Origin of the sequence: Streptomyces sp. NBC_01481 (genome assembly GCF_026339995.1) — a bacterium.
Taxonomy (GTDB): domain Bacteria; phylum Actinomycetota; class Actinomycetes; order Streptomycetales; family Streptomycetaceae; genus Streptomyces.
This window is the reverse complement of the sequence record NZ_JAPEPT010000007.1, coordinates 37,221-49,373: the sequence shown is the minus strand read 5'-3', so window position 1 is coordinate 49,373 and position 12,153 is coordinate 37,221. Positions and strand designations below refer to the sequence as shown.

General features: G+C 69.4%; 10 protein-coding genes. 2 read left to right on the top strand and 8 right to left on the bottom strand.

Annotated features, from left to right (window positions below):
* Positions 1-84: 84 nt before the first annotated feature.
* From OOK40_RS32120 to OOK40_RS32110, 3 genes are all read right to left on the bottom strand, one after another.
* Positions 85-324, bottom strand: coding sequence for a hypothetical protein (locus OOK40_RS32120; RefSeq protein WP_266488639.1), 240 nt, complete (start codon positions 322-324; stop codon positions 85-87).
* Positions 325-439: 115 nt separating this feature from the next.
* Positions 440-2,071 carry an L-glutamate gamma-semialdehyde dehydrogenase gene (gene pruA / locus OOK40_RS32115; protein WP_266488638.1) on the bottom strand — a complete coding sequence of 544 codons (1,632 nt, stop codon included), beginning with the start codon at positions 2,069-2,071 and terminating at the stop codon, positions 440-442.
* A 35-nt stretch (positions 2,072-2,106) separates the two neighbouring features.
* Complete coding sequence (locus OOK40_RS32110; protein WP_266488636.1) at positions 2,107-3,033, bottom strand: proline dehydrogenase family protein; 927 nt, start codon at positions 3,031-3,033, stop codon at positions 2,107-2,109.
* A 175-nt stretch (positions 3,034-3,208) separates the two neighbouring features.
* Here OOK40_RS32110 and OOK40_RS32105 point away from each other — a divergent pair, with 175 nt between their 5' ends.
* On the top strand, positions 3,209-4,447 hold the full coding sequence (locus OOK40_RS32105; protein ID WP_266488634.1) for a CdaR family transcriptional regulator: 1,239 nt from the start codon (positions 3,209-3,211) through the stop codon (positions 4,445-4,447).
* On the opposite strand, the gene OOK40_RS32100 is transcribed toward OOK40_RS32105, so the two are convergent.
* Positions 4,442-5,029, bottom strand: a complete 588-nt coding sequence (locus tag OOK40_RS32100; protein WP_266488633.1) for a TetR/AcrR family transcriptional regulator — start codon at positions 5,027-5,029, stop codon at positions 4,442-4,444. The genes OOK40_RS32105 and OOK40_RS32100 overlap by 6 nt on opposite strands.
* Positions 5,030-5,125: 96 nt before the next feature.
* Here OOK40_RS32100 and OOK40_RS32095 point away from each other — a divergent pair, with 96 nt between their 5' ends.
* On the top strand, positions 5,126-6,700 hold the full coding sequence (locus OOK40_RS32095) for an MFS transporter (RefSeq protein ID WP_266488631.1): 1,575 nt from the start codon (positions 5,126-5,128) through the stop codon (positions 6,698-6,700).
* A 56-nt stretch (positions 6,701-6,756) separates the two neighbouring features.
* Here the strand turns inward: OOK40_RS32095 and serA are convergent, their stop codons facing one another.
* From serA to OOK40_RS32075, 4 genes are all read right to left on the bottom strand, one after another.
* A complete protein-coding gene (gene serA, locus OOK40_RS32090) occupies positions 6,757-8,349 on the bottom strand; it encodes a phosphoglycerate dehydrogenase (protein WP_266488629.1) in 1,593 nt (530 codons plus the stop codon).
* Positions 8,350-8,610: 261 nt separating this feature from the next.
* Positions 8,611-9,612, bottom strand: a complete 1,002-nt coding sequence (gene ilvC / locus OOK40_RS32085; protein ID WP_266488627.1) for a ketol-acid reductoisomerase — start codon at positions 9,610-9,612, stop codon at positions 8,611-8,613.
* A gap of 73 nt (positions 9,613-9,685) precedes the next feature.
* Positions 9,686-10,210, bottom strand: coding sequence for an acetolactate synthase small subunit (gene ilvN / locus OOK40_RS32080; RefSeq protein ID WP_266488625.1), 525 nt, complete (start codon positions 10,208-10,210; stop codon positions 9,686-9,688).
* A gap of 26 nt (positions 10,211-10,236) precedes the next feature.
* Positions 10,237-12,123, bottom strand: coding sequence for an acetolactate synthase large subunit (locus OOK40_RS32075; protein ID WP_266488622.1), 1,887 nt, complete (start codon positions 12,121-12,123; stop codon positions 10,237-10,239).
* Between the last annotated feature and the right edge of the window lie 30 nt (positions 12,124-12,153).

The window sequence follows — 12,153 nt, the reverse complement described above, 5'->3', positions numbered from 1 at the left end:
CCGGATCGCCGACCACGGCTCCGGTCGAGCGCCACCGGGCGTTTCGGGACTGCTTCCTGACGCGCCGGACTTCCCCGGGGCAGCTCAGGCCTTCACCCTGCGGCTCAGCTCCCGCGCAAGCCGGTCGACCCACTCGGTGAACTCCTGCCGGTGCTGGACCTGTCCGCCGCACAAGGCGCTGACCTGCGCATCAGTGAGCCGGTTCGGCCCGTCCACGGTCAGCAGACCGCTCAGCTCCCGCAGTACGGAGGCCAGCCGCACCGCGTCGGTGTGCTCGATCGGATCGACTCCGTGTCCGGCCTTCAGCGTCGTTGATCCCGGCATCACGCCCTCCTTCCGGCGTCCCTTCCAGCAGCGTAGACCCGCCGAACGTGAGCCGCCCCCGGCCGGGCGGGGGGCCGGGACGGGGGCGGCGTACAGGGGGGCGACGCGGAGGGCGTCAGCCCATGTGCGGGTAGGAGTAGTCCGTCGGCGCGACCAGCGTCTCCTTGATCGCGCGGGTCAGCGTCCAGCGCATCAGGTTCTGCGGGGCGCCCGCCTTGTCGTTGGTGCCCGACGCACGGCCGCCGCCGAAGGGCTGCTGGCCGACCACCGCGCCGGTGGACTTGTCGTTGATGTAGAAGTTGCCCGCGGCGTACCGCAGCTTCTCCATCGTGTGGGCCGCCGCCGCACGGTCGTTGGCGATGACCGCGCCGGTCAGGGCGTACGCCGACACCGACTCCATCTGCTCCAGCATCGCGTCGTACTGGTCGTCCTCGTAGACGTGGATCGCGAGGAACGGGCCGAAGTACTCCGTCGTGAAGACCTCGTTGGCCGGGTCCGAGCACTCGACGACCGTCGGGCGGACGAAGTAGCCGACCGAGTCGTCGTACGTCCCGCCCGCGACGATCGTGCAGCTCGGGTCCGCCTTCGCGCGGTCGATCGCGCCCTTGTTCTTGGCGAAGGCCCGCTCGTCGATCACGGCGCCGATGAAGTTCGACAGGTCCGTGACATCACCCATCTTGATCCCGTCGACCTCGGCCGCGAACTCCTCCTTGAAGCCGGAGTTCCAGATCGAGGCGGGGACGTAGGCACGCGAGGACGCCGAGCACTTCTGGCCCTGGAACTCGAAGGAGCCACGGGTCAGCGCGGTCTTCAGCACGGCGCGGTCGGCGCTCGGGTGGGCGACGACGAAGTCCTTGCCGCCCGTCTCACCGACGATGCGCGGGTAGGAGCGGTACTTCTCGATGTTGGTGCCGACCGTCTTCCACAGGTGCTGGAAGGTCCTGGTCGAGCCGGTGAAGTGGATACCGGCCAGGTCGGGGTGGTTCAGCGCCACCTCGGAGACGGCGATGCCGTCACCGGTCACCAGGTTGATGACGCCCTTGGGCAGGCCCGCCTCCTCCAGGAGCTGCATCAGCAGCACGGCGGCGTGCGTCTGCGTCGGGGACGGCTTCCACACCACGACATTGCCCATCAGGGCGGGCGCGGTGGGCAGGTTGCCCGCGATCGCGGTGAAGTTGAAGGGCGTGATCGCGTAGACGAAGCCTTCGAGCGGGCGGTGGTCCAGACGGTTCCACACACCCGGCGAGTTGGCCGGCGGCTGCTCGGCGAGCAGGTCGCGGGCGTACTTGACGTTGAAGCGCCAGAAGTCGACGAGCTCGCAGGGGGTGTCGATCTCGGCCTGCTGCACGGTCTTCGACTGACCCAGCATGGTGGAGGCGGCGAGCGTCTCGCGCCACGGACCGGCCAGCAGCTCGGCCGCGCGCAGGATGATCGCGGCACGGTCGTCGAAGGACATCGCGCGCCAGGCCGGGGCGGCGGCGAGCGCGGCGTCGATCGCGTCCTGCGCGTCCTGCTGGGTGGCCCCGGCGAAGGTGCCGATGACCGCCTTGTGGTTGTGCGGCTGTACGACGTCGAAGCGCTCGCCGCCGCCCATCCGCCTGACGCCGCCGATCGTCATCGGCAGCTCGATCGGGTTCTCGGACAGCTCCTTGAGCTTGGCCTCCAGACGGGCGCGCTCGGGGGAACCGGGGGCGTAGCCGTGCACCGGCTCGTTGACCGGGGCGGGGACCTGGGTCACAGCGTCCATGAGTTCCGTTACTCCTTTATGAGGGGTGGGAGGGCTCAGCCCTTGGTGATCATCGACCGGACGAAGAACAGCAGGTTGGCCGGCTTCTCGGCGAGACGGCGCATGAAGTAGCCGTACCAGTCGGTTCCGTACGCCGTGTAGACGCGCATCCGGTGGCCCTCCGCCGCGAGCCGGACGTGCTCGTCGCTGCGGATGCCGTACAGCATCTGGAATTCGTACTCGTCCAGTTTGCGCCCGGCGCGGCGGGCGAGCTCCTGGGTGACGGCGATGAGGCGCGGGTCGTGGGACCCGATCATCGGGTAACCCTCGCCCTCCATGAGGATCTTGAGGATGCGGACGTACGCCTTGTCGATCTCGGCCTTGCTCTGGTACGCGACGGTCGCGGGCTCCTTGTACGCGCCCTTCACGAGGCGGACGCGGCAGCCGGCCTCGGCGAGCCGGCGAGCGTCGTCCTCGGTGCGGAAGAGGTACGCCTGGATCACACAGCCGGTCTGCGGATAGTCCTTCCGCAGCTCCTCGTGGATGGCGAACATCGAGTCGAGGGTGGTGTGGTCCTCGGCGTCCAGGGTGACCGTGGTGCCGATGGAGGCGGCGGCCTCGACGACCGGGCGGATGTTGGCGAGCGCCAGCTCGTGTCCGCCCTCCAGCGACTGGCCGAACATCGACAGCTTGACCGACATCTCGGCCTTCGCGCCCAGGCCGAGGTCTTCGAGGTGCTCGATCAGTTCCATGTAGGCGTCGCGCGCGGCGTAGGCCTGCTCGCGGGTGGTGATGTCCTCGCCGACGACGTCCAGGGTGACCTCGAGGCCCTTGGCGACGGTCTCCCTGACGATCGGGATGACCTGCTCGACGGTTTCACCGGCGATGAACCGCGAGACGACCTGCTTGGTCCCGGGGGCGGCCGAGACGAAACGTCGCATCTTGTCGCTGCGGGACGCGGCGAGGATCACGGGACCCAGCACGGGGCACCTCCACGGAAACAGGGGCAGAAGGAGGCCGGAACCGAACGAATCGGGAACGGCACGAAGAACCACCGTGAAACCTAAGGATCGCTCCGATCCTCTGCCATCGACAGCTGTCACGCATCCGTGGTCCGGATCTCAGACATATGTCTGAAAGAGGTGCGAGAATGTGCGGATGAAGGGCGATTACCAAGACCTGGTCGACGAGATCTCGGCGCTGCTGGCCGTCCCCGCGACGCTGGAGAACCGCGACTTCGGGCTGATCGCCTTCGGCGCGCACGACAGCGACGACGACACCGCGATGGACCCCGTCAGGACCCGCTCGATCCTGACCCGCAAGTCCACACCGGCGGTCCGCGCCTGGTTCGAGGGCTTCGGCATCGCCCGCGCGACAGGCCCGGTCCGCATTCCGGCGGCTCCGGACGCGGGGGTCAACCGGGGCCGGATCTGTCTTCCCGTACGCCACCGGGGCATCGTGCTCGGTTACGTATGGCTGCTCGACGCGACACCCGGCCCCACCGAGGCGCAGCTTGCCGCGGCCATGGAGGTCACGGCGAAGATCGGCACGCTGCTCGCGGACGAGGAGCGGGCGGGGGCGGATCTGTCGCGGGAGCTGCGCGCGGTCCTGACGGCGGAGCGCGGCTGGCAGTACGACATGGCGGTCGCCGCGCTGCGCACGGCTCTCGGGGACGCGGGCGCGGACGGGCTGCACACGGTGGTGTGCGTGAGCCCGTGGGCCGCGGCCGACGCCCCTTCGGCCCGCTCCCTGCCGGGGACGGCGGCGCTGTGCACGGTGCGATGGGGCACCGGCTCGCCGGGCGACGGCGCGGCTTCGGGTACCGAGGTGGACGCTGCTGCGGTCGGCGGCCCGAAGGCGGCCCCCGACGGGGGCGACGTCCCGGGCGCGTCCGCGCTCGCCGTGCTCGTACGCCTGCGGTCGGCCGACGCGCTCTCCCCCGTCCGCACCTCAGCGGACCGGCTGCGCGCCGACGCGGGCGCGGCCGGGGCGACCGCCGGGCTCGCGACCCCACGCCGCGGGCTCGCCGACCTCAACACCGCCTGGCTGGAGGCGACTTCCGCGGCCCGCGCCGCACGGGCGCAGCCCGGGCTCGGCCCGGTGGCGCAGTGGTCGGAGATCGGCCCGTTCCGCATGCTGACCGCGCTCCCCGCGGACCGCCCGCAGGACCCCGCCGTACGCAAACTGCTCGACCGGTCCCACACCGAACTGGCCCGCACCGCCGAGGTGTTCCTCGACCACTCGGGCCAGGCGGGCCGCACGGCGGCCGCGCTCGGCATCCACCGGCAGACGCTCTACTACCGGCTCTCCCGCGTCGAGCAGCTCACCGGCCTGGACCTGGCGGACGGCGAGGACCGGCTGCTGCTGCACATGGCGCTCAAGAGCGCGCGGCTATGAGGACTCGCCGGCCGCCTTCATCAGGCGCCGCAGCCCCTCGGTGAGCTCGTCCGCCCGTGTGGCCGTGCCGGGGTCGAAGGTCCACTGGGCGATCAGGCCCATCATCAGGGTCATGTAGAACTTGCCGAGCGTGTCGACGTCCTTCTCGGAGACGTCAGCCTCCTCACCGCCCATCAGCATGGGGATGATCCCTCGTGCGCCCTCACGCTGGGCATGGGCCAAGTGATCGCGCACCGCGGGCAGTTGGTCACCCATGACAACGATCTCCATGCTGAGGCGCCACAGGGAGTCGGGCCCGGACATGGTGGCGATGACGTTCGTCCAGACCTCCTCGAACCTCTCCAGCGAACCCGGTCGCGTCCCGGTCGTCGCCCGCTCCGTCGCGTCGAAGTCGTCCGAGACGCCCTCGACCAGGGCGATGTACGCCTCGGCGAGCAGCGCGTCCTTCGAGCCGTAGTGGTAGCCGATGGACGCCAGGTTCGTCCTGGACTCCCTGACGATGTCGCGCGCGGTGGTGCGCACGAAGCCCTTCTCGACCAGGCAGCGCTTTGCGCCTTCGAGTAGATCCTCGCGATGTCCCATGTCAGCAGCGTACCGCCGCGCCATACGGCTGTCCTATACCTACGTTTTACACAAGCGTTCTAGACGGACGTTTAATACAGCCGTACATTGCTCTGCATGACGCTTCCCACCACCTCCGCACCGCGTGCGGGCCGCCGGGAATGGACCGCCTTCGTGGTCCTCCTGCTGCCCCTCCTCCTGGTCTCGATGGACGTCTCGGTCCTCTACTTCGCCATCCCGGCGATCAGCCGCGAACTGGATCCCAGCAGCACCCAGCAGCTGTGGATCTTCGACATCTACGCCTTCGCCCTCGCCGGGCTCCTGATCACCATGGGCTCGCTCGGCGACCGCATCGGCCGCCGCAGGCTCCTGCTGATCGGGGCCACGGCCTTCGGGATCGCCTCGGTCGGCGCGGCGTACGCGCAGAGCGCCGAAATGCTCATCGCCGCACGGGCGTTGCTCGGCATCGGCGGAGCCACCCTGATGCCCTCGACCATGGCCCTGGTCCGCAACATGTTCCACGACGACAAGCAGCGCGGTCGGGCCATCGGCATCTGGTCGGGTGCCATGGCCGGTGGGATCGCCCTCGGTTCGGTGATGAGCGGCGTCATGCTCAACCACTTCTGGTGGGGCTCGGTCTTCCTGATCAATGTGCCCGCAATGCTGCTTCTGCTGATCCTGGTCCCGGTGCTGGTGCCGGAGTTCAAGGACCCCGCCCCCGGCCGTTTCGACCTGTTGAGCGTGCCGCTGTCGATGGGAGCCGTCCTGCCGGTGGTGTACGGCCTGAAGGAGATCGCGGCCGAGGGCTTCAGCCTCGCCATGGCGCTGTACATCGCGGCCGGACTGGCCGTCGGCGCGCTCTTCGTACGCCGCCAGCGGAGCCGTACCGACGCGATGATCAGCCGGGAGCTGTTCCGGGACCGCGTCTTCGGCTCAGGGATAGCGCTCAACACCATCGCCGCCTTCGCGATGATGGGCTCGGCCTACTTCACCACCCAGTACCTGCAGTCCGTGCTCGGCATGGGCACTATGGAGGCCGCGCTGTGGAGCCTGGCCCCGTCCCTGGCCGTCGGTGCCGCGGCCCCCACCGCGGCGGCGGTCGGCCAGAAGATCGACCGGGCGTATGTCATCGCCGCCGGATTCCTCATCGCCGCCGTCGGGTTCGTGCTGCTCACCCTCACCGGCACGGACTCGCTCTGGATGCTGCTGGCCGGCGCGGCCGTCATCGGCTGCGGCATCGTCACCGTCATGGCGCTGATCTCGGACCTGGCGCTGGCCTCGGCCCCGGCGGAGAAGGCCGGTTCGGCCGCCTCGCTGCTGGAGACGGGCCAGGAGTTCGGCGGAGCCCTGGGCATGGCGGTGCTCGGCTCCATCGGTACGGCGGTCTACCGCGCGGACCTCACGGACTCGGCGCCCCAGGGTGTGCCGGCCGGGGCGCTGGCCACGGTCCGCGAGACGCTCGGCGGCGCGACGGCGGTCGCCGGGCAGCTGCCGGGGAAGCTCGGCGATTCGGTACTGGGCGCCGCGCGGGAGGCGTTCACACACGGGATGCAGCTGGCCTCGCTGGGCGCGGGGCTGCTGCTGGTGGGGGCGGCGATGCTGGCGGGGGTGCTGTTGCGGGGTAACTGGGGCTCCGCCCCAGACCCCGAATGCGACCTTCGGCCGCATGTCCTCAAACGCCGGACGGGCTGAATAACTCAGCCCCGCCGGCGATTGAGGCGCGGGGGTCCGGGGGCAGCGCCCCCGGCTCAGTCCGTCAGGTTCACCGATCGCGCCGACGCCGCGCCGATCTCGTCCGCGATCTCCGCCAGCACCGCCGGCGGCACCGTGTCGTCGACCGTGAGCACGACGACCGCCTCGCCGCCCTCCTCCGCGCGCGAGACCTGCATGCCCGCGATGTTCAGCCCGGCCTCACCGAGGATCCGGCCGACCGTGCCCACGACGCCGGGACGGTCCATGTACCGCAGGACGACCATGTGGTCGGCGAGCGCCAGGTCGATGTCGTAGTCACCGATGGCGACGATCTTCTGGAGGTGCTTGGGACCGGCCAGCGTGCCGGAGACCGCGACCTCCTCGCCGCCCGAGAGCGTGCCGCGGACGGTGACGACGTTGCGGTGGTCCGGGGACTCCGAGCTCGTCGTCAGCCGGACCTCGACACCGCGCTCCTGCGCGAACAGCGGGGCGTTGACATACGAGACCGTCTCGTCGACGACATCCTCGAACACGCCCTTGAGCGCGGACAGTTCGAGCACCTTGACGTCGTGCTGGGTGATCTCTCCGTACACCTCGACGTCGAGACGGACCGCGACCTCGCCCGCCAGCGCGGTGAAGATCCGGCCGAGCTTCTCGGCGAGCGGCAGACCCGGGCGCACGTCCTCGGCGATCACGCCGCCCTGGACGTTCACCGCGTCCGGCACGAGCTCACCGGCGAGCGCGAGACGCACCGAGCGGGCGACGGAGATGCCCGCCTTCTCCTGCGCCTCGTCGGTGGACGCGCCCAGGTGCGGGGTGCAGACGACCTGGTCGAGCTCGAAGAGCGGGGAGTCGGTGCACGGCTCCTTCGCGTACACGTCCAGGCCCGCTCCGGCGACCCGGCCCTCCTTGAGCGCCGAGTACAGGGCCTCCTCGTCGACGATCCCGCCACGTGCGGCGTTGACGATCCGGACCGAGGGCTTGACCTTGTGCAGCGCCTCGTGGCCGATCAGCCCGAGGGTCTCGGGGGTCTTGGGCAGGTGGACGGTGATGAAGTCGGAGACCTCGAGCAGCTCGTCGAGCGTCAGCAGCTTGACGCCCATCTGCGCGGCGCGCGCGGGCTGTACGTAGGGGTCGTACGCGACGATCTTCATGCCGAAGGCGGACATCCGCTGGGCGACCAGCACGCCGATGCGGCCGAGGCCGACCACGCCGAGGGTCTTCTCGCTCAGCTCGACACCGGTGTACTTGGAGCGCTTCCACTCGCCGTTCTTCAGGGCGGTGTTGGCCTGCGGGATGTTGCGCGCGGTGGCGACCAGCAGACCGCAGGCGAGCTCGGCGGCGGTGACGATGTTCGACGTGGGGGCGTTGACGACCATCACGCCGGCCTTGGTGGCCACGGAGACGTCGACATTGTCCAGTCCGACGCCCGCGCGGGCGACGACGCGCAGCTTCTTCGCGGCGGCGATGGCCTCGGCGTCGACCTTGGTGGCGCTGCGGACGAGGATCGCGTCGACATCGGCGATGGCGGGGAGCAGCTCGGCGCGGTCGGCGCCGTTGCAGTGCCGGATCTCGAAGTCCGGGCCCAGCGCGTCGACGGTGGCGGGCGACAGCTCTTCAGCGATGAGTACGACAGGTTTCGAGCTCACGTGAGTCCTCACAAATCCAGTGCGGACGGCCGTCCCGACGGCCGCAGGCGGTGGAGGGGGCTAGCCGCGTGGAAGACGCACGACACTGTGGGCCTGACGCGTATGTGGTTTAGAAGTGTAGTGGTGCCAAGCGGTACGTCTTGCGCCTCGAAGGCAGGATCACCCGTCCGTGGCTGGACAGGGTGGAGAAGCACCCGATCGCGGCGGAGCACGGTGGCGGGGGGCCGGAACACTCCGGTCCCGGCCCCCCGGCCCACTGGCTTACGCCTCTTCGTTGTCGACCCAGCTCATGAGCTTGCGAAGCTCCTTGCCGGTGGTCTCCAGCAGGTGGTTCTCGTCCTGCGTCTTGTACTCGTTGTACTTCTTCAGACCGCCGTGGTACTCGTCCATCCAGTTCTTGGCAAAGGTGCCGTCCTGGATCTCGGAGAGGACCTTCTTCATCTCGGCCTTGGTCTGGTCCGTGATGATGCGGGGGCCGGTGACGTAGTCGCCCCACTCGGCGGTCTCGGAGACCGACCAGCGCATCTTCTCCAGGCCGCCCTCGTACATCAGGTCCACGATCAGCTTCAGCTCGTGGAGGCACTCGAAGTACGCGATCTCCGGCTGGTAGCCGGCCTCGACCAGGGTCTCGAAGCCCGCCTTGACCAGCGCGGACGTGCCACCGCAGAGGACGGCCTGCTCACCGAACAGGTCGGTCTCGGTCTCCTCGGTGAAGGTGGTCTTGATGACGCCGGCGCGGGTGCCGCCGATGGCCTTGGCGTACGAGAGCGCCAGGGCGAACGCGTTGCCGGAGGCGTCCTGCTCGACGGCGGCGATCGCGGGGACGCCGCGGCCCTCCTCGTACTGGCGGCGGACCAGGTGGCCCGGGCCCTTGGGGGCGACGAGGGCGACGTCCACACCGGCCGGGACCTTGATGAAGCCGAAGCGCACGTTGAAGCCGTGGGCGAAGAACAGCGCGTCGCCGTCCTTCAGGTTGTCCTTGATGGACTCCTCGTACACCTGGGACTGGATCGGGTCCGGGATGAGGATCATGATGACGTCGGCCTCGGCCGCCGCCTCGGCGGGCGTCACCACGCGCAGGCCCTGCTCCTCGGCCTTGGCCTTGGACTTGGAGCCCTCGTGCAGACCGACACGGACGTCGACACCCGAGTCACGCAGCGACAGCGCGTGGGCGTGGCCCTGGCTGCCGTAGCCGATGACCGCGACCTTGCGGTTCTGGATGATGGACAGGTCGGCATCGTCGTCGTAGAACAGCTCGGCCACTGGGATATCTCCTTGGTGTGCAGTGTTGCGTCCCACCGTACGGCGGGAGGGGTGAGGAAGGTGAGGGGTCTCGCTAGGCGGAACGGTCGAGGGCCCGCAGGGACCTGTCCGTGATGGACCGGGCGCCGCGCCCTATGGCGATCGTGCCGGACTGGACGAGCTCCTTGATGCCGAACTGCTCCAGCATCTTGAGCATGGCGTCCAGCTTGTCCGCACCGCCGGTGGCCTCGATCGTGACCGCCTCGGGAGAGACGTCCACGGTCTTGGCGCGGAACAGGGAGACGATCTCGACGATCTGCGAGCGGGTCTCGTTGTCGGCGCGGACCTTCACCAGAACGAGTTCGCGCTGGATCGCACCGGCGGGCTCGAGTTCGACGATCTTCAGAACGTTGACGAGCTTGTTGAGCTGCTTGGTCACCTGCTCCAGCGGCAGGTCCTCGACATTGACCACGATCGTGATGCGGGAGATGTCGGGGTGCTCGGTGACGCCGACAGCGAGCGAGTCGATGTTGAACCCGCGGCGCGAGAACAGCGAGGCGATCCGGGCGAGGATGCCTGGCGTGTTCTCGACCAGGACGGAGAGCGTGTGCTTGGACATGGTCGTCGTTCCTCTTCCTACGGCTCTCAGTCGTCTTCGTTGTCGCCGAAGTCGGGGCGGACGCCGCGCGCCGCCATGACCTCGTCGTTGGAGGTGCCCGCGGCGACCATCGGCCAGACCTGCGCGTCCTCGTGGACGATGAAGTCGATCACGACGGGGCGGTCGTTGATCGCATTGGCCTCGGCGATGACCTTGTCCAGGTCGTCCGGGGACTCACAGCGGATCGCGTGGCAGCCCATGGCCTCGGACAGCTTGACGAAGTCCGGGACGCGGGTGCCCTTGCGTGCCGTGGTGCTCGCGCCGACCTGGGAGCCCGCCACATGGTGGCCCGTGTCGTCGGCGTGCAGGACGGTGCTGGAGTAGCGCTGGTTGTAGAACAGCGTCTGCCACTGGCGGACCATCCCCAGCGCGCCGTTGTTGATGATCGCGACCTTGATCGGGATGTTGTTCAGGGCGCAGGTGGTGAGCTCCTGATTGGTCATCTGGAAGCAGCCGTCGCCGTCGATCGCCCAGACCGTGCGCTCCGGCATTCCCGCCTTGGCGCCCATCGCGGCCGGGACCGCGTATCCCATCGTCCCCGCGCCGCCGGAGTTCAGCCAGGTGGCGGGCTTCTCGTACTGGATGAAGTGCGCGGCCCACATCTGGTGCTGGCCGACGCCCGCGGCGTAGATGGTGTCCTCGGGGGCCAGTTCGCCGATGCGCTGGATGACCTGCTGCGGCGAGAGGCTGCCGTCGTCCGGCTGGTCGTAGCCGAGCGGGTAGGTCTCGCGCCAGCGGCTGAGGTCCTTCCACCAGGCGCTGTAGTCGCCGGTGTGGCCGTCGCTGTGCTCGGCCTGGACGGCCTGGACCAGGTCGGCGATGACCTCGCGGGCGTCCCCGACGATCGGGACGTCGGCGGTGCGGTTCTTGCCGATCTCGGCCGGGTCGATGTCGGCGTGGACGATCTTCGCGTACGGGGCGAAGCTGTCCAGCTTTCCGGTGACGCGGTCGTCGAAACGGGCTCCGAGGGCGACGATCAGGTCGGCCTTCTGCAGCGCGGTGACGGCGGTGACCGCACCGTGCATGCCCGGCATTCCCACGTGCAGCGGGTGGCTGTCGGGGAACGCGCCCAGCGCCATCAGGGTGGTGGTGACGGGGGCTCCGGTGAGCTCGGCGAGAACCTTGAGCTCGGTGGTGGCGCCGGCCTTGAGGACGCCGCCGCCGACGTACAGGACGGGGCGCTTGGCCTGGACGATCAGCTTGGCGGCCTCGCGGATCTGCTTGGCGTGCGGCTTGGTCACGGGCCGGTAGCCGGGCAGGTCGGTCTGCGGCGGCCAGCTGAAGACCGTCTGTGCCTGCAGCGCGTCCTTGGCGATGTCGACCAGGACCGGGCCCGGCCGTCCCGTCGAAGCGATGTGGAATGCCTCGGCGATGGTGCGCGGGATGTCGTCGGCCTTGGTGACCAGGAAGTTGTGCTTGGTGATCGGCATCGTGATGCCGCAGATGTCCGCCTCCTGGAAGGCGTCCGTGCCGATCGCCTTGGAGGCCACCTGGCCGGTGATCGCGACCAGCGGCACGGAGTCCATGTGGGCGTCGGCGATCGGGGTGACCAGGTTGGTGGCGCCGGGGCCCGAGGTGGCCATGCAGACGCCGACCTTGCCGGTGGCCTGCGCGTAGCCGGTGGCCGCGTGGCCGGCGCCCTGCTCGTGGCGGACCAGGACGTGGCGGACCTTGGTGGAGTCCATCATCGGGTCGTACGCGGGGAGGATGGCGCCGCCGGGGATGCCGAACACCGTGTCGGCCCCCACTTCCTCAAGAGAACGGATGAGGGACTGCGCGCCCGTGACGTGCTCAACTGCGGCGGACAACTGTCCGCCGGTACGGGCCCGCGGCTGCGGATGGTGGGCCCCGGTGGCCTGCTCGGTCATCGGCATTCTCTTCTCGAAGCTGAGGGTTTTTGCGAG

Excerpts from the sequence above, each read along its gene's own strand:
- OOK40_RS32120 (WP_266488639.1), bottom strand. The coding sequence starts at position 324 with ATGCCGGGATCAACGACGCTGAAGGCCGGACACGGAGTCGATCCGATC.
- pruA (WP_266488638.1), bottom strand. The coding sequence starts at position 2,071 with ATGGACGCTGTGACCCAGGTCCCCGCCCCGGTCAACGAGCCGGTGCAC.
- OOK40_RS32105 (WP_266488634.1), top strand. The coding sequence starts at position 3,209 with ATGAAGGGCGATTACCAAGACCTGGTCGACGAGATCTCGGCGCTGCTG.
- OOK40_RS32100 (WP_266488633.1), bottom strand. The coding sequence starts at position 5,029 with ATGGGACATCGCGAGGATCTACTCGAAGGCGCAAAGCGCTGCCTGGTC.
- OOK40_RS32095 (WP_266488631.1), top strand. The coding sequence starts at position 5,126 with ATGACGCTTCCCACCACCTCCGCACCGCGTGCGGGCCGCCGGGAATGG.
- ilvN (WP_266488625.1), bottom strand. The coding sequence starts at position 10,210 with ATGTCCAAGCACACGCTCTCCGTCCTGGTCGAGAACACGCCAGGCATC.
- OOK40_RS32075 (WP_266488622.1), bottom strand. The coding sequence starts at position 12,123 with ATGCCGATGACCGAGCAGGCCACCGGGGCCCACCATCCGCAGCCGCGG.